This is a genomic window from Aeromonas sp. R7-5 (assembly GCF_040908015.1).
In the GTDB taxonomy this organism is placed as follows: Bacteria; Pseudomonadota; Gammaproteobacteria; order Enterobacterales; family Aeromonadaceae; genus Aeromonas; species Aeromonas caviae.
Genome location: NZ_JBFOCZ010000006.1, coordinates 279,143 through 301,537 on the forward strand (window position 1 = coordinate 279,143; position 22,395 = coordinate 301,537).

At 60.9% G+C, this 22,395-nt stretch carries 24 protein-coding genes; 15 read left to right on the forward strand and 9 right to left on the reverse strand.

What is annotated here, in order from left to right:
* The first annotated feature begins 5 nt into the window (after positions 1 to 5).
* Together AB5Y53_RS02290 and AB5Y53_RS02295 are read left to right on the forward strand one after the other, a co-directional pair.
* Positions 6 to 575, forward strand: a complete 570-nt coding sequence (locus AB5Y53_RS02290) for a Crp/Fnr family transcriptional regulator (protein ID WP_161646835.1) — start codon at positions 6 to 8, stop codon at positions 573 to 575.
* Between the two features lie 151 nt (positions 576 to 726).
* Positions 727 to 1,182: a GNAT family N-acetyltransferase gene (locus AB5Y53_RS02295; RefSeq protein WP_368181050.1), complete on the forward strand. Its 456-nt coding sequence runs from the start codon at positions 727 to 729 to the stop codon at positions 1,180 to 1,182.
* A 188-nt stretch (positions 1,183 to 1,370) separates the two neighbouring features.
* Here AB5Y53_RS02295 and AB5Y53_RS02300 read toward each other — a convergent pair whose 3' ends face one another.
* Both AB5Y53_RS02300 and AB5Y53_RS02305 read right to left on the reverse strand, forming a co-directional pair.
* Complete coding sequence (locus AB5Y53_RS02300; RefSeq protein ID WP_368181051.1) at positions 1,371 to 2,219, reverse strand: hypothetical protein; 849 nt, start codon at positions 2,217 to 2,219, stop codon at positions 1,371 to 1,373.
* Positions 2,220 to 2,319: 100 nt separating this feature from the next.
* On the reverse strand, positions 2,320 to 3,543 hold the full coding sequence (locus tag AB5Y53_RS02305) for an Nramp family divalent metal transporter (RefSeq protein WP_368181052.1): 1,224 nt from the start codon (positions 3,541 to 3,543) through the stop codon (positions 2,320 to 2,322).
* A gap of 236 nt (positions 3,544 to 3,779) precedes the next feature.
* Between AB5Y53_RS02305 and rpsF the strand changes: the two genes are divergently transcribed.
* The 4 genes from rpsF (at position 3,780) to AB5Y53_RS02325 (ending at position 5,773) form a co-directional block, all read left to right on the forward strand.
* Positions 3,780 to 4,166: a 30S ribosomal protein S6 gene (rpsF, locus tag AB5Y53_RS02310; protein WP_005331771.1), complete on the forward strand. Its 387-nt coding sequence runs from the start codon at positions 3,780 to 3,782 to the stop codon at positions 4,164 to 4,166.
* A gap of 32 nt (positions 4,167 to 4,198) precedes the next feature.
* The gene (gene rpsR, locus AB5Y53_RS02315) at positions 4,199 to 4,429 is read left to right on the forward strand and encodes a 30S ribosomal protein S18 (protein ID WP_005313392.1); all 231 of its coding nucleotides are present in this window, start codon (positions 4,199 to 4,201) and stop codon (positions 4,427 to 4,429) included.
* A 52-nt stretch (positions 4,430 to 4,481) separates the two neighbouring features.
* On the forward strand, positions 4,482 to 4,928 hold the full coding sequence (gene rplI, locus AB5Y53_RS02320; protein ID WP_010673120.1) for a 50S ribosomal protein L9: 447 nt from the start codon (positions 4,482 to 4,484) through the stop codon (positions 4,926 to 4,928).
* A 101-nt stretch (positions 4,929 to 5,029) separates the two neighbouring features.
* Positions 5,030 to 5,773 (forward strand): ferredoxin--NADP reductase, encoded by a 744-nt coding sequence (locus AB5Y53_RS02325; RefSeq protein ID WP_041210971.1) that lies wholly within the window; start codon positions 5,030 to 5,032, stop codon positions 5,771 to 5,773.
* A gap of 54 nt (positions 5,774 to 5,827) precedes the next feature.
* On the opposite strand, the gene AB5Y53_RS02330 is transcribed toward AB5Y53_RS02325, so the two are convergent.
* Together AB5Y53_RS02330 and AB5Y53_RS02335 are read right to left on the reverse strand one after the other, a co-directional pair.
* Positions 5,828 to 6,172 carry a hypothetical protein gene (locus tag AB5Y53_RS02330; RefSeq protein WP_368181053.1) on the reverse strand — a complete coding sequence of 115 codons (345 nt, stop codon included), beginning with the start codon at positions 6,170 to 6,172 and terminating at the stop codon, positions 5,828 to 5,830.
* A gap of 25 nt (positions 6,173 to 6,197) precedes the next feature.
* On the reverse strand, positions 6,198 to 6,476 hold the full coding sequence (locus AB5Y53_RS02335; protein ID WP_174217461.1) for a hypothetical protein: 279 nt from the start codon (positions 6,474 to 6,476) through the stop codon (positions 6,198 to 6,200).
* Between the two features lie 246 nt (positions 6,477 to 6,722).
* On the opposite strand from AB5Y53_RS02335, the gene AB5Y53_RS02340 reads away from it, so the two are divergent.
* On the forward strand, positions 6,723 to 7,718 hold the full coding sequence (locus AB5Y53_RS02340; protein WP_368181054.1) for a Preprotein translocase subunit SecY: 996 nt from the start codon (positions 6,723 to 6,725) through the stop codon (positions 7,716 to 7,718).
* A 7-nt stretch (positions 7,719 to 7,725) separates the two neighbouring features.
* On the opposite strand, the gene fos is transcribed toward AB5Y53_RS02340, so the two are convergent.
* Both fos and AB5Y53_RS02350 read right to left on the reverse strand, forming a co-directional pair.
* Positions 7,726 to 8,127 (reverse strand): fosfomycin resistance glutathione transferase, encoded by a 402-nt coding sequence (gene fos / locus AB5Y53_RS02345; RefSeq protein ID WP_368181055.1) that lies wholly within the window; start codon positions 8,125 to 8,127, stop codon positions 7,726 to 7,728.
* A 29-nt stretch (positions 8,128 to 8,156) separates the two neighbouring features.
* Entirely contained in the window at positions 8,157 to 8,324 is a 168-nt protein-coding gene (locus AB5Y53_RS02350; protein ID WP_005308905.1) for a hypothetical protein, read from the reverse strand.
* Positions 8,325 to 8,380: 56 nt separating this feature from the next.
* On the opposite strand from AB5Y53_RS02350, the gene AB5Y53_RS02355 reads away from it, so the two are divergent.
* The 4 genes from AB5Y53_RS02355 to gshA are packed head-to-tail and all read left to right on the forward strand — an operon-like array spanning position 8,381 to position 14,285.
* Positions 8,381 to 9,355 carry an NADP-dependent oxidoreductase gene (locus AB5Y53_RS02355; protein ID WP_368181056.1) on the forward strand — a complete coding sequence of 325 codons (975 nt, stop codon included), beginning with the start codon at positions 8,381 to 8,383 and terminating at the stop codon, positions 9,353 to 9,355.
* Positions 9,352 to 9,789 carry a YqaA family protein gene (locus tag AB5Y53_RS02360; RefSeq protein WP_029313803.1) on the forward strand — a complete coding sequence of 146 codons (438 nt, stop codon included), beginning with the start codon at positions 9,352 to 9,354 and terminating at the stop codon, positions 9,787 to 9,789. The genes AB5Y53_RS02355 and AB5Y53_RS02360 overlap by 4 nt, the downstream gene beginning before the upstream one ends.
* Before the next feature lie 25 nt (positions 9,790 to 9,814).
* A complete protein-coding gene (locus tag AB5Y53_RS02365) occupies positions 9,815 to 12,628 on the forward strand; it encodes a M16 family metallopeptidase (RefSeq protein WP_368181057.1) in 2,814 nt (937 codons plus the stop codon).
* Between the two features lie 58 nt (positions 12,629 to 12,686).
* Positions 12,687 to 14,285, forward strand: coding sequence for a glutamate--cysteine ligase (gene gshA, locus AB5Y53_RS02370; protein ID WP_368181058.1), 1,599 nt, complete (start codon positions 12,687 to 12,689; stop codon positions 14,283 to 14,285).
* A 118-nt stretch (positions 14,286 to 14,403) separates the two neighbouring features.
* On the opposite strand, the gene AB5Y53_RS02375 is transcribed toward gshA, so the two are convergent.
* On the reverse strand, positions 14,404 to 15,723 hold the full coding sequence (locus tag AB5Y53_RS02375; RefSeq protein WP_010673132.1) for an anaerobic C4-dicarboxylate transporter: 1,320 nt from the start codon (positions 15,721 to 15,723) through the stop codon (positions 14,404 to 14,406).
* 130 nt (positions 15,724 to 15,853) lie between these two features.
* Positions 15,854 to 17,296, reverse strand: a complete 1,443-nt coding sequence (aspA, locus tag AB5Y53_RS02380; protein WP_010673133.1) for an aspartate ammonia-lyase — start codon at positions 17,294 to 17,296, stop codon at positions 15,854 to 15,856.
* A 449-nt stretch (positions 17,297 to 17,745) separates the two neighbouring features.
* Here aspA and AB5Y53_RS02385 point away from each other — a divergent pair, with 449 nt between their 5' ends.
* Positions 17,746 to 18,225, forward strand: a complete 480-nt coding sequence (locus AB5Y53_RS02385) for an FxsA family protein (protein WP_039040009.1) — start codon at positions 17,746 to 17,748, stop codon at positions 18,223 to 18,225.
* A gap of 22 nt (positions 18,226 to 18,247) precedes the next feature.
* Here the strand turns inward: AB5Y53_RS02385 and AB5Y53_RS02390 are convergent, their stop codons facing one another.
* Positions 18,248 to 19,582, reverse strand: coding sequence for an MATE family efflux transporter (locus AB5Y53_RS02390; protein ID WP_368181065.1), 1,335 nt, complete (start codon positions 19,580 to 19,582; stop codon positions 18,248 to 18,250).
* A 242-nt stretch (positions 19,583 to 19,824) separates the two neighbouring features.
* Between AB5Y53_RS02390 and AB5Y53_RS02395 the strand changes: the two genes are divergently transcribed.
* The 3 genes from AB5Y53_RS02395 (at position 19,825) to AB5Y53_RS02405 (ending at position 22,388) form a co-directional block, all read left to right on the forward strand.
* Positions 19,825 to 20,118 (forward strand): co-chaperone GroES, encoded by a 294-nt coding sequence (locus AB5Y53_RS02395; protein ID WP_005309514.1) that lies wholly within the window; start codon positions 19,825 to 19,827, stop codon positions 20,116 to 20,118.
* Between the two features lie 43 nt (positions 20,119 to 20,161).
* Positions 20,162 to 21,796 carry a chaperonin GroEL gene (groL, locus tag AB5Y53_RS02400; protein ID WP_042864436.1) on the forward strand — a complete coding sequence of 545 codons (1,635 nt, stop codon included), beginning with the start codon at positions 20,162 to 20,164 and terminating at the stop codon, positions 21,794 to 21,796.
* Positions 21,797 to 21,890: 94 nt separating this feature from the next.
* Positions 21,891 to 22,388 (forward strand): molybdopterin-binding oxidoreductase, encoded by a 498-nt coding sequence (locus AB5Y53_RS02405; protein ID WP_162726145.1) that lies wholly within the window; start codon positions 21,891 to 21,893, stop codon positions 22,386 to 22,388.
* Positions 22,389 to 22,395 lie beyond the last annotated feature (7 nt).

The following is a 22,395-nucleotide window of genomic DNA, read 5'->3' on the forward strand; positions in this document are numbered from 1 at the left end:
AGACGATGACCGACAGACCCCCCTTTGTCTGGGAACGGGTTGCAGATGAGCAGGAGGCCGAGCGCCTCCTCTCTTTTGCCCGCTCCCTGACCTTGCCCCCTCGCACCTGCCTCTGGCATGCCGGTGACAGTCCGGCGCTGCTGGTCAGGGTGGAGGAAGGGTTGCTGCGGGCCAAGGTGGTGCTGGCGGATGGCCGCGAGTACATCAAGGAGTTCTATTGGGAGGGGGACGAGTTTCTCGACTTCCACCACCTGCTCAGCGGTGAGCCCGCCCGCTACAGCGTGGAGGCGCTGGAGCCTTGCCGGCTGCAGCTTCTTCCGCTGGCGGATCTGCGCCGACTCCCTTGCTGGCCCGCCTGGTATCACCATCTCCTTGAAGTGCAACTGCGCATCAAGGAGGAGAAAGAGCTGTTGCTGCTGACCGGGGGCCCAGAGGCGCGCTATCAGCATTTTCTGCGAAGCTTCCCCGCGCTGGATGCCAGGGTTCCGGATCACCAGATTGCCGCCTATCTGGGGATCACCCCCATCAGCCTGAGCCGCATCCGCAGGCGGCTGAAAACGCGCGATCAGGGTTGAGCCAGAAGGGATTGCCGATGAACCTGGGCAGAGATCGGCTCTTTGCTGGCCATGTCCGCATTGGATGAGAAGGGGGCCAACTTAACCAAGGTTAATGCCCCTCGTCGGGAGCAAGATTATGCTGTCAGACCCCATTAAACAGGAGTCATTCATGAACTGGAGTATGAAATCCTGGTCCGAGCTGACCACGGATGAATTGTATGAGCTGCTTGCCCTGCGCGCCGAGGTGTTCGTGGTGGAGCAGACCTGTCCCTTCCAGGATCTGGACGGGCTGGATCGCCGTGACGGCGTGCTGCATCTGCTCGGTCGTGAGGGGGATCACCTGGCGGCCTATGCCCGCATCATGGCACCCGGCATTGGTGATGACAGCGGCGCTGCCATCGGCCGCGTGGTCACCTCTCCCACGTCGCGGGGGGGCGGACTGGGTCACCGCCTGCTGGCGCAAGCGGTCAGAGAGTGCGAGGCACGCTGGCCTGCACACAGCATCTGGCTCGGTGCACAGGCCCACCTGCAAGGTTTTTACGGCCAGCATGATTTCGTGGCCGAAGGGGAAGGGTATCTGGAAGATGACATCCCTCACATGGGGATGCGAAGGGAGCCTGCCTGACATCGTCAGGCGCCAGGAAAGGGGCAAGTGGCCCCTCATCCGTGGTGCATCTCATGGTTTTTTGCTACCCCGTGGTCATGTGGTCGTCAGCCCGGGATGAGATACCGCCGCGCTGATCTGCCTGCTGGCCTCTCTGTCGGGACACCGCCCCGGTCAGGGCGGTGCAGCATCAGGAAGGCTGGGGTGGTTCAGGGGGTCACCCGGGTGGTGAGGGTAAATCCCTCTTCACTGGGGGCCAGCGTCACCTGAACCTGGCCCAACTCGGTCAGACTGCTCACATGGGTGCCGCCACAGGGAATGGTGATCTCCCGACCCTCCAGCATGCCATGCCAGTAGCGGGAATCGATGATGGCCTCACCGGCCCGGCTGCGGCGGATCTCGCCTCCCTCTTTGAGCCAGCGCATCAGCTGCTCGTTGACCTGGATCGCTATCCTGTCGAGGTCGGCCAGCAGTGCCTCGCTGTTAATTCCCTTTTTTCGAAGGCTCTTGCCGATCCGGTACTGCTCCTTTGATCCTCTGGGCTCGACCCGGGAGAGCTGGATGGCGAGGCGGTCGAAATCCGGCTGCCCGAGAGCGTCAAGCTCGCTCGTCTCCTTTCGCCAATAGGGCGTGAGCGCCCGATTGAGGGCCAGTGCCACCAGGTGGCAGGCGCTGTGGCCCAGGCTCAGGGCATGGCGTGCCTCGGCATCCACTGTCAGTTCCACAGGCGAGCCAATGGCAAGGTGATGGGAACCGGCGAGGGGATGCACCACCACGAAAGCCCACCCATCAGCCCCTCGCTTGACCGGAATCTCCGTATCCACGAACAGCTCGCCCTCGGGACTGATGGCGCCCATGTGGCAGGGGCCCACGGCCGCTTCCCCCCCTTCCCAGCGCACTGTGCCCACGTCACCGGGTTGATCGGGCCAGAGGTGGCTCTGGGGATGAAAGGGGGTGAGGTCGGTGACCAGCAGGGTCGGATCCCCCTGTTTGCAACAGACGACGCTGGCCTGTTCCTGATGGTGGCCCAGTACGAAGCTGGCTCGGGTATGTTCCATGGCAGGGCTCCCGCAACGAGATGATGAGAAGGGAAAGGGGCAGCATACGCGAAAGTGCGAAGAGGCTCATCAACCCGGGTCAATGAGCCTCAAGATGGCGTTAGAGGGTGGTGACCAGCAGATAGGCATTGAGGCCGATCACCAGGGCGACGATGAGGCGCCCCACGGCCTGGGTGACGGGGTGATTGCGATGTGCCCCCATCAGGGCGCGATCACCGGTCAGGATCAGCAGCGGAATGAGAGCGAGGGCGATGCCGAAGCTCAGCACTACCTGGCTCAACACCAGAATTTCCGTGGTGTTGAGGCCCATGGCGATCACCACGAAGGCGGGGGCCATGGTGATGGCTCGGCGCAGCCAGAGCGGGATGGTGAAGCGCACGAAGCCCTGCATCACCACTTGGCCGGCCAGCGTGCCCACCACGGTAGAGCTGATGCCGGAGGCGACCAGGGAGAGGCCGAACAGGGTGGCGGCTGCCGGTCCCAGCAGCGGGGTGAGGGTCTGGTAGGCCGATTCCAGCTCGGCCACCTGCTGGTTGCCGGAGCTGTGGAAGGCGGCCGCCGCCATGGCCATCATGGCCAGGTTGACGAAGCCGGCGATGGTCATGGCGATGGCCACGTCGACCCGGGTGCTGTGCAGTCGCTGGGTCACCGTGCCCTGCTCCTGGGTGTGCTGGGTCAGGGCCGAGTGGAGATAGATGACATGGGGCATCACGGTGGCACCAAGCACGCCGGCGGCAAGATAGACAGCATCACCATTGGGGAGACCGGGGAAGAGTGCCCCTTCCAGCAGACTCGGCATATGGGGGCGCGAGAACACCAGCTCGACGATGTAGGCGGCGGCCACGAACAGCAGCAGGCCCCCCACCACGAACTCCAGCGGCTTCTGGCCGCGGGATTGAAGCATCAGGATCCCCCAGGTGACCACCGCGGTGATGCAGGCACCTTCCAGCAGGGTGATGCCGAGCAGCAGCTTGAAGCCGACCGCAGCGCCGATGAACTCGGCGAGATCGGTGGCCATGGCGATGATCTCGGCCTGCACCCAATAGGCCCAGACTGCGGGCCTGGGCAGGCGATCACGAATGTGTTCCGCCAGGTTCTTGCCAGTGACGATACCGAGCTTGGCCGAGAGGGTCTGCACCAGCATGGCCATCAGATTGGCCCACACCACTACCCACAGCAGTTGATAGCCGAAGGTGGAGCCGGCCTGGATATTGGTCGCAAAATTGCCCGGGTCGATATAACCGATGGCGACGATGAAGGCGGGGCCGAGCAGGGTCAGCTTGAATTTGCGGGCCGGGATGGCCGTGGTGAGCGCAGGTTGCATACTGTCATCCTCCGTGGGGATATGAGGAGAGTATGGATCTAAATGATAATTATTATCAATTAAAGTTTTGTATCGGGCTCATCGAGAAAAACATCTTGCTTCGCCAGTTGCAGTGGGAGAGGTGATTTCGTACAATACGCCGCCCTAGAAAGCAGCGTCTAAACATCACTATGTTCCTTGCCTCCGAGGTCTGGCTGCACCTGGGCGGAGGCTGAATTAATCCGTAAGGAGCTAAAATGCGTCATTACGAAATCGTCTTCATGGTTCATCCGGACCAGAGCGAGCAAGTACCTGGCATGATCGAGCGTTACACCGGCGCTATCACCACCGCTGGTGGTACCATTCATCGCCTGGAAGATTGGGGCCGTCGTCAACTGGCTTACCCGATCGACAAGCTGCACAAGGCTCACTACGTTCTGATGAACGTAGAAGCTGAACAGGCCGTTATCGATGAGCTGGAAACCAACTTCCGCTTCAACGATGCCGTTATCCGCAACATGATCATGCGCACCAAGCACGCCGTGACTGAAGTTTCTCCGATGGCCAAGGCCAAGGAAGAGCGCTTCACCCGTCGTGACGACGAGCGTCGCGAAGATGCTGTTGAAGCGTCTTCCGAAGAGTAATTCTTAGATCACCGCATTAGAGGATAAAGGCCATGGCACGTTATTTCCGTCGTCGTAAGTTCTGCCGCTTCACCGCCGAGAACGTTACCGAGATCGACTACAAAGATATCGTTACTCTGAAAAACTACGTCACTGAATCTGGCAAGATCGTACCGAGCCGTATCACCGGTACCCGCGCCAAGTATCAGCGTCAGCTGGCACGCGCCATCAAGCGTGCTCGTTACCTGGCTCTGCTGCCGTACACCGATCTGCACAACAAGTAAGAATCGGCCCGGCGCTTACGCCTAACTCAACGAAATTTATAGAGGAAAGGTAATGCAAGTTATCCTGCTCGATAAGATCGCCAAACTGGGCGGTCTGGGTGACCAAGTTTCCGTAAAAGCTGGTTATGCCCGTAACTACCTGATCCCGCAAGGCAAAGCTGTTATGGCCACCAAGGCCAACATCGAAGCCTTCGGTGCTCGTCGCGCTGAGCTGGAAGCCAAACTGGCTGCCAACAAGGCTGCTGCCGAAGAGCGCGCTGCCAAGCTGGGTGAGCTGGCTGCCGTTGTCATCGCCTCCAAGTCTGGCGACGAAGGCAAGCTGTTCGGTTCCATCGGTACCCGTGACGTGGCTGAAGCCATCACTGCTGCCGGCGTAGCCGTTGCCAAGAGCGAAGTCCGCATGGGCAACGTTCTGCGTAACACCGGTGAGTACGAAGTTGTTGTTCAGCTGCACGCTGACGTCAAAGCAACCGTACAAATCCAGGTTGTTGCTCTGTAATAGCGTTCCGCTCTTGCAGAAAAACCCGCGCACATGCGCGGGTTTTTTATTTTCAGATCAAGGGGTAAAGTGAAGGTCTGTTCCTCTGGAGGAGAACCTTTATGGCTGCCTGGGTCGAAGGTCGGGTCATCGAGCGCATCGAGTGGACACCCACCCTGCTCTCCCTGCGTGTGGAGGCGGAACTAGCCCCCTACAAGGCGGGTCAATTCACCAAGCTGGCCCTGGAGCAGGGCGAGCGTCGAGTCCAGCGTGCCTACTCCTTCGTCAATCCTCCCGGCACGCCCTATCACGAATTCTATCTGGTGGAGATCCCCGGCGGTGAACTGAGCCCCTCTCTCGGTTCCCTGCAGGTGGGCGACGGCCTGCTGGTGCAGTCCCAGGCCACCGGTTTTCTGACCCTGGATGAGATTCCCCCGGGACGGGATCTCTGGCTGCTCTCAACCGGCACTGCCATCGGCCCCTTCCTCGCCATGCTGGCAGAAGGACAGGTCTTCGACCGCTTCGAGCATCTGGTGCTGGTACATGGGGTGAGAAAAGGGGAAGAGCTCAGCTATCAGCCGCTTATCGCCAGTTTTGCCGAGCAGCATGGCGAGCGTTTTCGCTATGTTCCCTTCGTCAGTCGTGAGACCTGGCCGGGGGCGATGGCAGGGCGCATCCCGGCAGCCATCGTCGATGGCAGCTTGCAGGCAAGGGTGGGGCTGAACTTCTCCCCCGAGTTGAGCCAGGTGATGATCTGCGGCAACCCCGCCATGGTGAAAGAGACTCAGCAGACCCTGCTCGGGCTGGGGCTTGCCAAGAACCTGCGTCGCGCTCCCGGCAATATCAGCATGGAAAACTACTGGTAGGGGAAAAGATTCCAGGGGCCACAGGCCCCTCAACCATGTCCATGGGCATGCTGGTCAGTGTTTTTGGTGGCCGTTGCCGCCGTGCTTGTTCCTGGGCTTGTCATGGCCCTGACCCGGGTTGTTGCCACTGTGAATGCTGCGGTTGTAATGGTCGCGGTATTTTCCATCCATGTTGTCGCAGTTGAGCTGGATGCGGCTGGTCCGGGTACTGACATCCAGGCAGTTGTGCTGCCACCACTCGTACTCCTTGTCGTCCCAATCCTGGCTTACCCGGCCCTGGTCGGTGGAGATCCGGATGTCGTCATCGTGTTTGGAAGGGGGGGCAGCAAAGGCCATTCCCTGAACCAGAAGCAGGGAGAGCAGCAGTGCGCCGCGGGAAGTCATGGTCATGTGGGTCATCGCATCAAGGCTCCTGTCAGGGGGATCATTGATCCGGTTGCGTGCTGATCTGATTGGTGCTGGGGGGCTGGTTGCGCTGCGTCTCGTCCTCCAGATTGAGGTTGGTCCTCTTGCAGTCGGCGGCGGCCGTGTCACCGCTCCCGAGATCGAAGCAGTTGCTCTGGGACCAGTCAAACTGCGTGTCATTCCAGTCCAGATTGAAGGTCAGCGCATCCACGGAGAAGGTCTGGCTCCCTTCGTCCTGTGCCAGGGCGCTACCGGTGATCAGAAAAAGAGAGAGCAACAAAGCCGTCGTTCTGTTCATGATGTCCTCGAGTCGTGTTCGGTGGAAATGAGTGTAATGCGGCGGGCTTAACCCGAGCATAACCGCAGATGTCCTTCAGGTACGGGGTCGATTGTAGTGTTTTTCTGCTGCCGATTTGCACGTTTTGGTCGCACTCTGGGCAGCTGATCGTCCATCGGCGGGAATTCGGGGATTTGCCCTTCTCTCCGGAGGAGTGGCGACTATAATCGGCAGCCAACTTTTCCTGCAGATGTTTCCCGTTTCATCATGACTACTCAGGCTTGCGCCGCATTGCGCTACCCCAAGGGATGGTTCGCCCTCACGACTGTCTACAGTTTTACCGGGCTGGCCATTCTGGCTTCCATCGTCTTCTCCCTGCTGCTGTTTCTCTCCATCGACGAAACCCCCCTGATGAAGTGGCTGTTCGGCGGGCTGGCCATCATCTTCGAGCTGGGCAAGTTCTACGTCTGGTACGAGTACGGCGAGTGCAAGGCGAGGCGGGATCTGGGCGGCGCCTTCTGGTCGCTGCTGTTCTACAGCGTGCTGGCCGCCATCTCCATCGGGGGCAGTATCGGCGGCATCAACAGCGCCACCAACACCATCCTGAGCCAGCAGGCGCGTCACGAGCGGGAGATAGCCCGTTTCGACGAGCAGATAGCCAGCATAGAGCGGCAGATCCAGCTCAACGAAGAGGCGGCCCGCAAATACATCGAGATGGCGCGTATCTCGAGTGGCGTCAGCGGTCTGCAGCAGGCCAACACCAAGCTCAGGCTGCGTCAGGACGAGCTGCGCCAGGAGCGGGACGCCAAGCCGTTGGGGGAGCAGTCCTCCATGCTGGGGCTGATGAGCAGTCTGGCGGACGGGGTGGGCATGAGCATCGGCCAGGTGCAGTTCCTGCTGGTCTGCTTCCTGTCTATCCTGCTCGATGCATTTGGTGCCTTTTTCGTCAGCCTGATCGGTGAGGAGAACCGCTTCCGCCGTCAATGGATGTGGCAACGGGAGAAGGCGCAAGCCGAGGCCCGGGTCGCAGCGCCGACCCCAGAGCCGTCAGCATTCAGCAGACCCGTGCCCGAGCCAGCCGTGGTCGCCCAGGTGCGCGGCGCGCTGGAGAGCGGCGAGCTCAAATGCAGCAAACGCAAGGTGGCAGAGGCATTGTCACTGTCTCTGGAGGAGGTGGACCGGGTGTTCCAGCATCTGCTGGCGCAGGGCGTGCTGGGGCAGGGCAGCAATCGTCACTACCATCTTCGTGCCGAGCAGGGGTGAATCCGGCTCAGTCGAACCAGATAAGACCCTCATAGGGTTGCTGTCTGAGAGAGGCGAGCCGGCTATCCAGGTTGCCTGCATGGATTTCCAGTCGGTGCCCGTCGGGATCTAGCAGATAGAGTGAATCCCCTTCGCTGCTGTTCTTCTTCCACTCCACGACGCCCGCCGCGCGCAGACGGGCGCAGAAGGTTGGAAACTGTTCAGGCGAGATGCCAAACGCGACATGGCTGTAATCTCTGGCCGGTTGGGGAGGATCGCAGGAGAGACAGAGCCAGAGATCGCCGAGGGTGAGATAGGCTCCCCGTGCCCATCTCACCCTGGGGCGACATCCCAGCAAGTCGACATAAAAGGCAACGCTGCTGTCGAGATCGCCGGTTGCCAGCGTGAGATGGTTCAGTCCATGCAGCATCTTTTCTTCTTCCCCCTTGTCCCCGAACCCTAGTGAGTGAGCACCATCATCAGGCTGAGGAAGGCGGCAAGCCCGCCGCCGATGCCGATGATCCAGTAAAAGCCCTTGGCCCCCTGTTTGAGCGGAATGCGGAAGTAGAGCAGAAACGCCCACCACCCCAGGGCCAGCAACAGAGGAATAAGAAACATTCGAGCCATGGTGTCCTCGCTGTTATTCTGTTGACCCTTGATCAATCAACAGGATGGATTGTGCAATGACGCAGCTACAGATTACCGCATTCGGCGACCCCTCGGTACTCAGGCTCAACCCTTCCCTGGACAAGGTACCCGCAGAGGGAGAGGTCCGGGTGCGCATCTGCTTTGCGGGGGTCAACCCCATCGATGCCAAGACCCGGGCCGGTCTCGGCTGGGCGGCGGCCCAGAACAAGGACAAGCTGCCCTGGACGCCGGGTTATGACGTGGCCGGTGTGGTGGAAAAGGTGGGGCCCGGCGTGACCTCCCTGGCTGAGGGGGAACTGGTGTGCGGCATGGTGGGCTTCCCCCTCGCCGCCGGTGCATATGCCGAATCCGTGGTGGCCCGCGAGGAGGAGCTGGTCAAGCTCGATGGGGTGAGCCTCAGGCAGGGAGCGGCCCTACCGCTGGCGGGTCTCACCGCCTGGCAGGGGCTGCTGGAGCACGGTGGCCTGCAGTCGGGGCAACGGGTACTGATCCTGGCCGGTGCCGGTGGCGTCGGCCACCTGGCGGTGCAGTTTGCCGCCGCCTATGGTGCCCACGTGGTTGCCACGGCAAGCGGCGACAATCACAGCTTCCTTCATAGTCTCGGGGCGAGCCGGATGGTGGATTACCACCAGGCCGGGTGGTGCACCGAAGCGATCACCGATGGTCCGTTCGATCTGGTGCTGGATCTGGTGGGGGGCGAGAGCGGCAAGGCGGCGCTGGCCTGCGTCAAGCCGGGCGGCCGTCTGGTGACGGTCCCCACCATCACGGCCCAGCAGATCAAGGACGCGGGAGCCGAGCTCGGTGTCGAGGTTGTCGGCATGCTGGTCCATCCCGATCGAACGCAGCTGACCCAGATGCTGACGCTGCTTCGCCAGGGGGAAGTGAAGATCACCGTCTCCGGTGAATACACGCTGGCAGAAGGGGCACTGGCCCATCAGACCATCGAGCAGGGCCATGTGCGCGGCAAGCTGCTGCTGCGCATGTCCGCCGCAGACGGTCAGCCCGGATGATAGACTTCACCGGGATGGGGCTGGGAGGGCTGTTTCTGAGCGCTTTCACCTCCGCCACCCTGCTGCCCGGCAGCTCGGAAGTGCTGCTGGGGGCCATGGCGGTCAAGGGGGAGTGGAGCATGACCAGCCTGCTTTTCTGGGCGACGCTGGGCAATACCCTGGGTTCCATGACCACCTGGTGGCTCGGCTGGCTCGCCACCCACAAGAAAAAACCGGAAGATTTTCAAGGCCGTGGGGAACAAAAAGCCCTTGGTTGGCTCAAACGTCATGGCCACTGGTGTCTGCTGCTTGCCTGGACGCCTGTGGTCGGCGATGGTCTCTGTCTGCTGGCTGGTTGGCTGCGCCTCTCCTTCTGGCGCTCCCTCATCTTGATCGGGCTCGGCAAATTGCTTCGTTATGCCCTGGTGTTTCTGCTGGCCAGTCAGATCTTCTAGCCCTTTTGTCACTCACGAGGTACCCGTGAACAAACTCATTCCATTAAGCATGCTGCTGGGCTTCTCCCTTCCCGTGCTGGCGGCCCCGACCCTGGTGTCCGAGCAGGTAAAGCAGGAGGGCAAGCTCGGCATTCCCTACCAGATGTACAAGCTGGACAACGGTTTGACCGTGATCCTGGCCCCCGACCACTCCGATCCCCTGGTGCATCTGGACGTCACCTATCACGTCGGCTCCTCCCGGGAAACCGCGGGCAAGTCGGGCTTTGCCCACTTCTTCGAGCACATGATGTTCCAGGGCTCCAAGCACGTTGGTGATCAGGAACACATGCGGATCATCAACGAGGCGGGCGGTGACATGAACGGCACCACCAACAAGGACCGCACCAACTACTACGAAACCGTGCCGGCCAATCAGCTGGAGAAGGTGCTCTGGCTGGAGGCGGACCGCATGGGTTTCCTGCTCGATGCGGTGAGCCAGAAGAAGTTCGAGATCCAGCGCGCCACCGTCAAGAACGAACGGGCCCAGCGTATCGACAACCAGCCTTATGGCCTGGTGGGCGAGCGGGTGGGGGAGGCACTCTATCCGCGTACCCACCCCTACTCCTGGCAACCCATCGGTTATGTGGAGGATCTCGACCGGGTCGACGTCAACGACCTCAAGCAGTTCTTCCTGCGCTGGTACGGTCCCAACAACGCGACTCTGACCCTGGGCGGCGACTTTGATACCAAGCAGGCGCTGGCCTGGATTGAGCAGTACTTCGGTTCCATCCCGCGCGGTCCGGACGTAGCCGAACCGACGCCTCAGCCTGCCACCCTGCCGGCAACCCGCTACGTGACGCTGGAAGACAAGGTGCATCTGCCGCTCCTGTATATCAGCTACCCGACCGTCTCCCTGGGTGACCCGCAGGAGCCGGCGCTGGACATCTTTGCCGATGTGCTGGGGGGCTCTGCCAGCTCCATGCTCTACCAGTCCCTGGTGAAAACCGGCAAGGCCATCGAGGCGGGTGCCTCCCACTCCTGCGAAGAGCTTGCCTGCACCCTGACGGTCTATGCCTACCCCAATCCGGGGGCGGATGGCAGCCTCAAGACCCTCAAGGGCGAGGTGGACAAGGTGATCGGCGAGTTCGCCCAGCGCGGCATCAAGCCCGCGGATCTGGAGAAGGCCATCAGCAGCTATCGCGCGTCCGCCATCTGGGGACTCGACAGTATTGAGGGCAAGGTAAGCCAGCTTGCCATGGGGCAGGTGCTGGCCCGGGATCCCGACTATGTGTTCAAGAATCTGGATGCCATCGCCCGGGTCAAGGGGTCTGACGTCAAGGCTGCCTACGACAAGTTCATCCAGAACAAGCCTGCCGTGGTGCTGAGCGTGGTGCCCAAGGGCAAGAGCGACTGGCAGGCCGCGACCCCGAACTTCACTCCCGCCAAGCGGGAGCTGCCGGATTACAGCAAGCATGACAAGGTGCTGGCGGAGCGGCCGGTGAAAGATGACTTCGATCGCAGCGTGCAGCCCAAGGCGGCCGATGCGGTGAGCGTCAAGGTGCCCGCCATCTGGCGTGGCAAGCTCGAAAAGGGGATCGAGATCATCGGCACCCACAGTGACGAGATCCCGGCCGTCTCCATCATGATCGCCCTGCCGGGTGGCATCCGGGCCGAAGGCAAGGGAGAGCTGGGGCTGGCCAGCCTCACCGCCGCCATGTTGGAGCAGGGGACGACGCGCCTCTCCGAGGCCGAGCTGAGCGACGAGCTGCAAAAACTCGGCGCCAGCATCAGCGTCTCCAGCGCCCAGTACAACAACCTCATCACCATCAGCAGTCTGGCGGACAAGCTGCCCGAAACCCTGGCGCTGGTGCGGGAAGTGCTGCTGCAACCCGGCCTGCGGGAAGCGGACTTCGAGCGGCTCAAGACCCAGATGCTGCAAGGCATGAAACAGAGCGAGCAGCAACCCGAGTGGCTGGCGGGTCAGGCGTTCCGCGAACTGGTCTATGGCAAGCAGAACCGCCTCGGCCAACCCTCTGACGGGGTGCTGGCGGACGTGGAGAAGCTGACCCTGGCGGATGTGAAGCGCTTCTATGAGGCTTATTACAATCCGACCAATGCCAAGGTGGTGGTGACAGGTGATGTGACCGCCCAGCAGGTGGAATCCGGTCTCGCCTTCCTGACCCAGTGGCAGGGGGCCGCCCCGACCCTGGGGGATCTCAAGCCAGGGGGAGAGCAGGCCAAGCCAGGCATCTATCTGGTGGACAAGCCGGGGGCCCCCCAGTCGGTGATCCGCATCGGCCGCCGCGCCATGCCGTTTGACACCACGGGAGACTATTTCATCGCCAACCTGATGAACTTCAACCTGGGTGGCAACTTCAACAGCCGCATCAACCTCAACCTGCGGGAAGATAAGGGCTACACCTATGGTGCCAGCTCGGGCTTCCAGGCCAACCGCGAGGCGGGGGTCTTCGCGACCGGCGCCAATGTGCGCACCGATGCGACCGTGGATGCCATCCGCCAGTTCCTCAAGGAGATGGACGGCTACCGCAAGAACGGGCCGACCCCGGTGGAGCTGGCCTACATGCGCAGCGCCGTCTCCCAGCAGGATGCGCTCTCCTACGAGACCCTGGGGCAGAAGGCTGGCTTCCTGCTGCAGATGATCATGTACGACCTGAAGCCGGACTATGTGCAGGCCCAGAACAACCTGATCAAAACGGTGTCACCCGAGACGCTGAAGGCCAGTGCAGCCCGCTGGCTGGATCCGGCCGAGATGGTGATTGTGGTGGTGGGAGACAAGCAAAAGCTTGAAAAACCCCTGAGCGAGCTTCATCTTCCCATCTATCCACTGCAACTGCCCTGAGGGGCGTCGCAACAATAAGTGCCGCCCCGGGTGGGGCGGCCACACATGAGCCGTGAATATGACTACTACTAGCTTGTCGCTCACCGAGTTGCTGGCTGCGCTGGGCACCCCGGAACGGGTGACCGCCCTCAAGGGGATCCGGCGCGGGATCGAGCGCGAATGTCTGCGCATCACCCCGCAAGGGTCCCTGGCCCAGACCGATCACCCCAGAAGCCTGGGGTCGGCCCTGACCCATGCCAACATCACTACCGATTACTCCGAGAGCCTGCTGGAGTTCATCACGCCGGCCACCGACTCCATCGAGAGCCTGATCGAGCAGCTCGGCGACATTCACCGCCACACCATTCATCATCTGGGAGAGGAGCGGATCTGGCCGCTCTCCATGCCCTGCTTCGTCGGTGACGAGGAGAGCATCCGCCTGGCCCAGTACGGCAGTTCCAACATCGGACGGATGAAGACCCTCTATCGCCAGGGGCTGAAGAACCGCTACGGCAGCCTGATGCAGGTGATCGCCGGGGTGCACTTCAACTTCTCCATGCCGGACAGCTTCTGGTGCGAGTGGCAGGATCTGGTGGGAGAGGGCTGCTGCAGCCAGCGCTTCATCTCCGACAAGTACATGGGGCTTATTCGCAACGTCTACCGCTTCGGCTGGCTGGTGCCCTATCTGTTCGGCGCGTCTCCTGCCATCTGCGACTCCTTCCTCAAGGGGCGCAAGAGCAGCCTGCCGTTCCAGAAAACCGGCAAGGGCACCCTTTACCTGCCCTATGCCACGGCTCTGCGCCTGTCCGATCTCGGTTACACCAACAGCGCCCAGGCGGGGCTCAAGATCAGTCATGACAGCCTGCCCGCCTATGTGAGCAGTCTGCGCCGGGCCATCAATACCCATGATCCCGAGTTTGCGAAGATAGGGGTCAAGGTGAACGGCGAGTACCGCCAGCTCAACGACAACGTGCTGCAGCTAGAGAACGAGCTCTACGCGCCGATCCGCCCCAAGCGTACCCCCCGCAGCGGCGAGAAGCCCTCGGATGCGCTGGAGCAGCGCGGCATCGAATACATCGAGCTGCGCACGGTGGACGTCAATCCCTTTACCCCGTTCGGTATCGAGGTGGATCAGATCCGCTTCTTCGATCTCTTCCTGGTCTGGTGCCTGTTGCGCCCGTCCCCCGTGCTCTCGGATGACGAGGTTGCCCGCAACCGCCGCAACCAGAACAAGGTGGTGCTGGAGGGGCGTCGCCCCGGCCTGACGCTTGAAGATGAGCAGGGCAATGCCATCGGCCTCAAGGAGTACGGCCTCAAGCTGTTCGACGAGCTGGCCGAGGTCGCAGCGCTGCTGGATCGCTGCTGTGGTCGCAACCGCTATCGCGAGACGCTGGCGATGCACCGTGAGAAGCTGCTCGACCCCGAGCAGACCTACTCCGCCCGCCTGCTCAAGCAGTTGCTTTCAAGCGGCCAGGACAACGGCTGCTTCGGCGATGCGCTGGCGAACCGCTACCGGGAAGAGATGCTGGCCGGCGATCTGCAGTACTGGGACGAGGCCTATTTTGCCGGCGAGGCACGGGACTCCCTGGCCAAGCAGCGGGAGCGGGAACGCAGTGACAGCCTGTCGTTCGACGACTTCTTGGCTGACTATTTCGGTACCCGCCAGACCACGGTCTGAGGATGCCGCCAGGATGACGAAAGCCGCTCCCAGGAGCGGCTTTTTCATGGGAGCCCGGCGGTGGCCGGGCATAAAAAAACGGCCCGTTCGGGCCGTTTTGCATGGGATGGTTCATCGGTCAGAGGATGAGACCACCGAAGAAGAAGCCGAGCGCCACTGCCATGGCGATGGTGGCCACACCCGGGATGAAGAAGGGGTGGTTGAACACGGCCTTGCCGATGCGGGTGGAGCCGGTGTCGTCCATCTCGACCGCGGCCAGCAGGGTCGGGTAGGTCGGCAGCACGAACAGGGCGCTCACGGCGGCGAAGGAGGCGATGGCCGCCAGCGGGCTGACACCCAGTGCCAGGGCGGCAGGCATCAGGGCCTTGGTGGTGGCACCTTGCGAGTAGAGCAGCATGGAGGAGAAGAACAGCACCACGGCCAGCAGCCAGCTGTATTGGCTCAGCAGATCGCCGGCGAACGCCTGGATCTCGACCATGTTGCCCTTCACGAAGACGTTGCCCAGCCAGGCTACGCCCAGCACGCAGATACAGGCGGACATACCGGACTTGAAGGTCGGCATGTTGGTGATCTGGGCCGCGTCCAGTTTGCAGAACAGTACCATCAGGGTGGCGGCGGAGAGCATGATGCCCATGATGGCGCCATCGCGGGGGATCGGCGGATTGCTGATGAGGCCGACGTTGCCGGAGATGGCGGTGGCATAGGCCATCACGGCCACGATGGAGGCGACGAAGATGCCGACGGAGAGCTTGGCATAAGGCTTGATTTCAACCTGGCTGGTACCGCGCAGCTTGATGAGTCCCTTGGCTTTGCGCTCCAGATAGACTTCGTCCTGATCCAGCGGCTTGCCCAGCAGGTTGGCGATGAAGGCCCCCAGCAGACAGGCGATGAAGCTGGACGGGATGCAGATGGCCAGCAGGGTCAGGTAGTCGACGCCAAGCGGCTCCAGCATGCCGGAGAAGGCGACCACGGCCGCCGAGATGGGGGAGGCGGTGATGGCAATCTGGGAGGCAACGACCGCGATGGAGAGCGGACGGGAGGGGCGAATGCCCTGCTCCTTGGCCACTTCGGCGATCACCGGCAGGGTGGAGAAGGCGGTGTGACCGGTACCGGCCAGCATGGTCATCAGGTAGGTGACGACCGGCGCGGCGAAGGTGATGTGCTTGGGATTCTTGCGCAGGGCTTTTTCGGCCAGGTGCACCAGATAATCCATCCCGCCGGCCAGCTGCATACAGGCGATGGCGCAGATGACGGACGCGATGATCATGATCACGTCCCACGGGAGATAAGTCACCAGCTGATCGCTCGGGATGGGCATGCCCAGCCCCCAGGTCAGCACCAGTACCCCAAGACCACCGGCAAAGCCGATACCTATGCTGCCTATCCGGGCCCCCAGATAGATAGCGGCGAGCACGACAAGTAACTCGATTCCAATCATAGCGAACACTCCATTTTCCAGTTTTTTTAGGTTTTATTAGGCTGAAAAGCCAATTCCCGATGGGGCTGTGGGGAGACCGCTCGGGAATTGACTTTAAATGGGCCGGGATAACCCCGGCCCATCTGTTCGCTTATACGGTGGCTTCGCGGGTGTAACGCTTGGCTTTGTATTGCGGGTTCATCAGGTTCTCGATGGAGAGGATCTCGTCCAGCTGTTCGGCGGTCAGCAGGCCGCGTTCCAGCACGACTTCGCGGACGTTCTTGCCGGTCTGGGCACAGATCTTGCCGACGATGTCGCCTTCATGGTGACCGATGAAGGGGTTCAGGTAGGTCACGATGCCGATGGAGTTCAGCACATGGTTCATGCAGATGTCCGGGTTGGCGGTGATGCCTTCCACGCACTTCTCGCGCAGGGAGATGCAGGCTTTTTCCATCAGGCTCAGGGATTCGAACATGGCCTGACCAATCACCGGCTCCATGACGTTCAGCTGCAGCTGACCGGCCTCGGCGGCGAAGGTGATGGTGACGTCGTTGCCGAATACCTTGAAGCAGGACTGGTTGACCACTTCCGGAATGACCGGGTTGACCTTGGCCGGCATGATGGAGGAGCCAGCCTGCATTTCCGGCAGGTTGATCTCTTTGAGCGCGGTGCGCGGGCCGGAGGAGAGCAGACGCAAGTCATTACAGATCTTGGAGAGCTTCATGGCCAGACGCTTGACCGCACCGTGCAGCATCACATAGGCGCCGCAGTCGGAGGTCGCTTCGATGAGGTCCTCTGCCGGCACGTAGGCACGACCTGTGATCTCGGCCAGACGCTTGATGGCAAGACCGGAGTACTCGGGCGGAGTGTTCAGACCGGTACCGATGGCGGTGGCGCCCAGGTTCACTTCCAGCAGCAGCTCCTGGCAACGCTTGATGGATTTGATCTCTTCACGCAGGGTGACGGCGAAGGCGTGGAACTCCTGACCCAGGGTCATGGGCACGGCGTCCTGCAACTGGGTACGGCCCATTTTCAGTATATGTTTGAATTCCTTGGCTTTGACATCGAAGGCGGCGATGAGGGCTTCCAGAGCGTGCAGGGTGGTGTCGGTGCTGTTGACCACGGCCACGCGGAAACCGGTGGGGTAGGCATCGTTGGTGGACTGGCACTTGTTGACGTGATCGTTGGGGTTGATGACGTCGTAGCGACCCTTTTCAAGTCCCATCAGCTCGAGGGCGATGTTGGCCAGCACTTCGTTGGTGTTCATGTTGACGGAGGTACCGGCGCCGCCCTGATAGACATCGACCGGGAACTGATCGAAGCACTTGCCGGTGTTCAGCATCAGGTCGCAGGCTTCGACAATCTTGTCTGCGATCTCGGGACGGATGGTGCCCAGCTCACCGTTGGCCAGTGCAGCCGCCTTCTTGGTCAGGACCATGCCACGAACAAACTCGGGAACGTCAGAAATCTTCTGAGTGCTGATCTTGAAGTTTTCAACAGCGCGCAGGGTGTGCACGCCGTAGTAGAGGTCGTTGGAAACTTCTTTGGTGCCCAGCAGGTCTTCTTCAATGCGGACGTTCTTGATGTCGCTCATTGTTATGCCTCAGAAATCAAATAAATGGAAACGATCCTCACCGAGTGGTCGCGATTTCCCTACGCACATTTCATCCTGAAGCACCACACATCGGGTGGGGCAGTTGGGAGCCAGTTGCTCCCTGTGCAATGACTGGTGTTGATGTTACCCCAATTGAGGTATCCGGTATTAGACCTGGATCACTAAATTTGAGGCAACCTCAAATTTCTTGTGGTCATTAAACAGATATTGCAATCGGGCGATTAACTTTGACAGAACAACCACCTCAATCCCAGTTGGGCGGACAAATATTTATCCGTATTCCGGGGCCTGCGGCAGGAGAGGCTTGAAAAATGATCAACCAGCCCCATGTTAATGTCAGAAGACCTGAACCCGGCGCGTCAGCATCAGCGATGTGCGGCTGCCGACCGGACACCCCGGGTCCATTCATTCATCGCTCCGAGGTTGTTATGGGCAAGTTGTTACTGTTGTTGGTCGGGCTGGTATTGCTGGAGCTCACCGTCATGATCAAGGTGGGCTCAGTGATCGGGGCCTTGCCGACCGTTGGCTTGCTGGTGCTGACCGCCGTGCTGGGATCGTCGCTGGTGCGCAGCGAGGGGATCAAGACCCTGCTCACTGCCCAGCAGAAGATGCAGTTGGGGGAGATGCCCGGCCGCGAGGTGATGGGGGGCATGATGCTGGCGCTGGCGGGCTTGCTGCTGATTATCCCGGGATTTGTGAGCGATATTGTCGGCATCCTGCTGCTGCAGCCCTGGCTGCGCAACATGCTGGCCGACAAGCTGATTGGCAGCAATCAGTTCAGGATGCAGATGGGGGGCTTCCAGGCTCGCCAGCAGCCGTTCGAGCCGGGCCCGGGCGATGACAGACCCGGACAATCCCCGCGAGGGGGTGGCAACACCATCGAAGGGGAGTTCGAACGCAAAGAGTAATCGCGAGCCTCGGGCTGTGCTGTCAGGGTTTCCCCTGATGGCACAGCCGCTCGAATCTGTGGCGGGCATACCCCCATGCCAGCAATCCGGCGGCCAGGTTCGCCAGCAGCATCCCCAGATAGATCCCCTGTTCTCCCCCCAGTTTTGCCCCCAGCCAGGCCCCTGGCAGCAAGAAGACAAACAGTCTGATGCCGTTTATCAGCAGTGACACCGCCGATGCCCTGACGCCGTTGAGGGCCGATGCCAGCAGCATCACCATGCCCTGAAAGCCGTAGCCAATGGGGACCAGATGCAGATAGAGCACGATGAGTCGCACCACTTGCGGATGATCGCTGAACAGATCGGCGATGAAGGGTGCGAGAAGCCAGGTCAGCGCGTAGACCCCAAGCTGGAACAGCAGGGCGAAGCGCATGCAGAGCAGCAGGGCGGCCTTGGCTCGGGCCGGATTCCCGGCGCCGCAGTTCTGCGAGATGAAGGGGGCCAGCACGGAAGAGAGCGCCATCATCACGATGAGCAGCAAGGCCTCGACCCGGGATGCCGCGCCGTAGGCGGCGACCACCTCGGTTCCGAGCCCGGCGAAAATGATCATCAACACGGCGTTGGCCAGTGGGTTGAGCATGTTGGTAAACGATGCGGGCACCGCCACATGGAGCAGGGCGCGCCAGTGGGCCAGCAGCTGAGGGCGGGGAGAGAGGCGCCAGGTCAGCAGCGTCTCCCGCTTGCGCAGTAGATGGAGGCTGACCAGCATGGCCATCAACCAGGAGAGGGAAGTGGCGATGGCGGCTCCCCGAATGCCCCACTCGGGGAAGGGGCCCGGCCCGAAGATGAGCAGAGGATCCAGCACGCCATTGACCAGACCGGCGACCCCCATCACCAGACTGGGGGTTTTGGTATCCCCCGTGGTCCGGATGGCCGCATTGCCGACCATGGGCACGACCAGCATGGGGACGGTCAGATACCAGATGAGCATGTAGTCGTGGATGAGGGAGATGAGCTCGGGGCTGGCCCCCAGCAGGGTGAACAGGGGGGTAATGGTCAATGCCCCCAGCCCGGCGAGCAGACTCACCAGGATGACGGCGAGGAACAGGCAGTCTGTGGTGATGCGGGCTGCCTCGTCATGGCGACCCTGCCCCAGGGCATGACCGAGCAGGGCGCACAGGCCCGCCCCCAGCCCCATGGTCAGGGAGGTGACGACAAAGGTGACCGGGAAGGTGAAGCTGATGGCGGCCAGCGCCTGGGTACCCAGCATGCCGATGAAGAAGGTATCGACCAGGTTGAAGGCCAGGATGGCGATGATGCCCAGGATCATGGGGCCCGTCATGCGCAGCAGCATGGGCGTCATGGGAGCGGTCAGCATGGGATTGGGTCGGCTCAAGGCAGAGTCTCTAGGTGCTTTGGGCCTGAATGCTGGCCGTCTCCATCCGCCTTCCTGATTGGGGATGGGTGATCCATCGAAGGTGTTCATAGTACGTGAAAATATTTTTTTTGTATTTGCCCTTGAAGGGCTAGCCCTGTTGCCCCAGATCAGGGGCATGACAAATTTGGCCGATTGCGGCCATTCCTCAAGCAACACAGAGACTCATTTTGGGAGAGTTATCGATGAAAATTCGTCCACTGCACGACCGCGTCATCATCAAGCGCATCGAAGCTGAAGCCAAATCCGCTGGCGGCATCGTCTTGACTGGCACTGCGGCCCAGAAGTCCACCCGTGGTGAAGTTCTTGCCGTGGGGACTGGTCGAATTCTGGACAATGGGGATGTCAAAGCACTGGCCGTCAAGGTGGGTGACAAGGTGATCTTCAACGAAGGCTACGGCGTGAAGACCGAAAAGCTGGATGGCCAGGACGTACTGATCCTGTCCGAAACCGACATCCTGGCGATTGTCGAAGAGTAATCACCCTCCCTCTTTTCCCGAATTGATTTAAGGATTGAAGAACATGGCAGCTAAAGAAGTTAAGTTTGGCAACGAAGCTCGCATCAAAATGCTGGAAGGCGTCAACATCCTGGCCGATGCCGTCAAGGTGACCCTGGGACCGAAAGGCCGCAACGTGGTGCTGGACAAGTCCTTCGGCGCCCCGACCATCACCAAGGATGGCGTCTCCGTTGCCCGTGAAATCGAACTGGAAGACAAGTTCCAGAACATGGGTGCCCAGATGGTCAAGGAAGTCGCTTCCAAGGCCAATGACGCCGCCGGTGACGGTACCACCACTGCCACCGTACTGGCTCAAGCCATCGTCAACGAAGGCCTGAAGGCCGTTGCCGCCGGCATGAACCCCATGGATCTGAAGCGTGGTATCGACAAGGCCGTTGTGGCTGCCGTTGCCGAGCTGCAAGCACTGTCCACTCCCTGTGCCGACAACAATGCCATCGCCCAGGTAGGCACCATCTCCGCCAACTCCGACGAGAAGGTCGGCAAGCTGATTGCCGAAGCCATGGACAAGGTCGGCCGTGACGGCGTCATCACCGTGGAAGACGGTCAGGGCTTGGAAGACGAGCTGGCGGTGGTAGAAGGCATGCAGTTCGACCGCGGCTACCTCTCCCCTTACTTCGTGAACAAGCCGGAAACCGGCTCCGTCGAACTGGATGACCCCTTCATCCTGCTGGTGGACAAGAAAGTCTCCAACATCCGCGAAATGCTGCCGGTGCTGGAAGGTGTGGCCAAGGCGGGCAAACCGCTGATCATCGTGGCCGAAGACGTGGAAGGCGAAGCGCTGGCGACCCTGGTGGTCAACACCATGCGTGGCATCGTGAAAGTGGCCGCCGTCAAGGCGCCGGGCTTCGGTGATCGCCGCAAGGCCATGCTGCAGGATATCGCCATCCTGACCGGTGGTACCGTGATCTCCGAAGAAGTGGGCATGGAGCTGGAAAAAGCGACCCTGGAAGATCTGGGCCGTGCCAAGCGCATCGTCATCACCAAAGAGAACACCACCATCATCGATGGCGTGGGTGATGCTGCCCTGATCGAAAGCCGCGTGGCCCAGATCCGTCAGCAGATCGAAGAGACCTCTTCCGATTACGACCGTGAGAAGCTGCAAGAGCGCGTGGCCAAGCTGGCCGGCGGTGTTGCCGTGATCAAGGTGGGTGCTGCCACTGAAGTTGAAATGAAAGAGAAGAAAGCCCGTGTTGACGATGCCCTGCACGCCACTCGCGCAGCCGTGGAAGAAGGCGTGGTTGCCGGTGGTGGTGTAGCGCTGGTGCGCGTTGCTGCCAAGCTGGCCTCCCTGCGTGGTGACAACGAAGACCAGAACGTCGGTATCAAGGTTGCCCTGCGCGCCATGGAAGCCCCGCTGCGTCAAATCGTCATCAACGCCGGCGAAGAAGCCTCCGTCATCGCCAATGCCGTGAAGAACGGTGAAGGCAACTACGGTTACAACGCCTACACCGAACAGTACGGCGACATGCTGGCCATGGGTATCCTGGATCCGACCAAGGTAACTCGTTCTGCCCTGCAGTTCGCCTCGTCCGTCGCCGGCCTGATGATCACCACAGAGTGCATGATCTCCGAGCTGCCGAAGAAAGATGCACCTGCCATGCCTGATATGGGTGGCATGGGCGGTATGGGTATGATGTAATCCCGTCAAGTCATCAAACGGCTCGCTTTTGCGGGCCGTTTTTTTTAGTGCTACTAAGCTGAAGTTGTTGATAGTGAAATGATCTGAGGTGAGCATGCGATACTTAGGGCTTCTCCCGTTACTCCTTTCCCTGACCTTGCCGGGCATGGCGCAGGCGACACCGCAGGGGCCGGTCATTCTCAAGGTGACGGGGAATCTGGACCCTGCCGACCCGGCAGATGGAGAGGTGCTGTTCGATATGGCCATGATCCAGGCGCTGCCGCAGCATGAGGTGGTGACGAGCAATCCCTGGGTGGACAAACCGCACAAATATGTAGGGCCGAAACTGGCGGACGTGCTGACTGAGGTGAAGGCCAACGGCAAGAGCATCACGCTCACCGCCCTGAACAGTTTCCAGATCCGGATCAACTGGGATAAGGTCAAGCAATACGATCCTATCCTGGCCTGGCAGGATGACGGGATGACCATGCGGGTACGTGACAAGGGGCCGCTCTGGTTTATCCTGCCACTGGATCAGCATCCCGAACTCAGGCGTTCCGAGTTCACCGACATGATGATCTGGCAACTGAGTGCGATCGACATTCAGCAGTAAAAACGGT

What these genes read in the sequence shown, in the direction of transcription:
- AB5Y53_RS02405 (WP_162726145.1), top strand. Translation starts at nt 21,891, where the DNA reads ATGCGATACTTAGGGCTTCTCCCGTTACTCCTTTCCCTGACCTTGCCG.
- AB5Y53_RS02290 (WP_161646835.1), top strand. Translation starts at nt 6, where the DNA reads ATGACCGACAGACCCCCCTTTGTCTGGGAACGGGTTGCAGATGAGCAG.
- aspA (WP_010673133.1), bottom strand. Translation starts at nt 17,296, where the DNA reads ATGAGCGACATCAAGAACGTCCGCATTGAAGAAGACCTGCTGGGCACC.
- AB5Y53_RS02375 (WP_010673132.1), bottom strand. Translation starts at nt 15,723, where the DNA reads ATGATTGGAATCGAGTTACTTGTCGTGCTCGCCGCTATCTATCTGGGG.
- fos (WP_368181055.1), bottom strand. Translation starts at nt 8,127, where the DNA reads ATGCTGCATGGACTGAACCATCTCACGCTGGCAACCGGCGATCTCGAC.
- rpsR (WP_005313392.1), top strand. Translation starts at nt 4,199, where the DNA reads ATGGCACGTTATTTCCGTCGTCGTAAGTTCTGCCGCTTCACCGCCGAG.
- rpsF (WP_005331771.1), top strand. Translation starts at nt 3,780, where the DNA reads ATGCGTCATTACGAAATCGTCTTCATGGTTCATCCGGACCAGAGCGAG.
- AB5Y53_RS02335 (WP_174217461.1), bottom strand. Translation starts at nt 6,476, where the DNA reads ATGAACAGAACGACGGCTTTGTTGCTCTCTCTTTTTCTGATCACCGGT.
- AB5Y53_RS02390 (WP_368181065.1), bottom strand. Translation starts at nt 19,582, where the DNA reads ATGCTGACCGCTCCCATGACGCCCATGCTGCTGCGCATGACGGGCCCC.
- AB5Y53_RS02305 (WP_368181052.1), bottom strand. Translation starts at nt 3,543, where the DNA reads ATGCAACCTGCGCTCACCACGGCCATCCCGGCCCGCAAATTCAAGCTG.
- rplI (WP_010673120.1), top strand. Translation starts at nt 4,482, where the DNA reads ATGCAAGTTATCCTGCTCGATAAGATCGCCAAACTGGGCGGTCTGGGT.
- AB5Y53_RS02355 (WP_368181056.1), top strand. Translation starts at nt 8,381, where the DNA reads ATGACGCAGCTACAGATTACCGCATTCGGCGACCCCTCGGTACTCAGG.
- AB5Y53_RS02330 (WP_368181053.1), bottom strand. Translation starts at nt 6,172, where the DNA reads ATGACCCACATGACCATGACTTCCCGCGGCGCACTGCTGCTCTCCCTG.
- AB5Y53_RS02385 (WP_039040009.1), top strand. Translation starts at nt 17,746, where the DNA reads ATGGGCAAGTTGTTACTGTTGTTGGTCGGGCTGGTATTGCTGGAGCTC.
- AB5Y53_RS02350 (WP_005308905.1), bottom strand. Translation starts at nt 8,324, where the DNA reads ATGGCTCGAATGTTTCTTATTCCTCTGTTGCTGGCCCTGGGGTGGTGG.
- AB5Y53_RS02295 (WP_368181050.1), top strand. Translation starts at nt 727, where the DNA reads ATGAACTGGAGTATGAAATCCTGGTCCGAGCTGACCACGGATGAATTG.
- gshA (WP_368181058.1), top strand. Translation starts at nt 12,687, where the DNA reads ATGACTACTACTAGCTTGTCGCTCACCGAGTTGCTGGCTGCGCTGGGC.
- AB5Y53_RS02360 (WP_029313803.1), top strand. Translation starts at nt 9,352, where the DNA reads ATGATAGACTTCACCGGGATGGGGCTGGGAGGGCTGTTTCTGAGCGCT.
- AB5Y53_RS02395 (WP_005309514.1), top strand. Translation starts at nt 19,825, where the DNA reads ATGAAAATTCGTCCACTGCACGACCGCGTCATCATCAAGCGCATCGAA.
- AB5Y53_RS02340 (WP_368181054.1), top strand. Translation starts at nt 6,723, where the DNA reads ATGACTACTCAGGCTTGCGCCGCATTGCGCTACCCCAAGGGATGGTTC.
- AB5Y53_RS02325 (WP_041210971.1), top strand. Translation starts at nt 5,030, where the DNA reads ATGGCTGCCTGGGTCGAAGGTCGGGTCATCGAGCGCATCGAGTGGACA.
- AB5Y53_RS02300 (WP_368181051.1), bottom strand. Translation starts at nt 2,219, where the DNA reads ATGGAACATACCCGAGCCAGCTTCGTACTGGGCCACCATCAGGAACAG.
- groL (WP_042864436.1), top strand. Translation starts at nt 20,162, where the DNA reads ATGGCAGCTAAAGAAGTTAAGTTTGGCAACGAAGCTCGCATCAAAATG.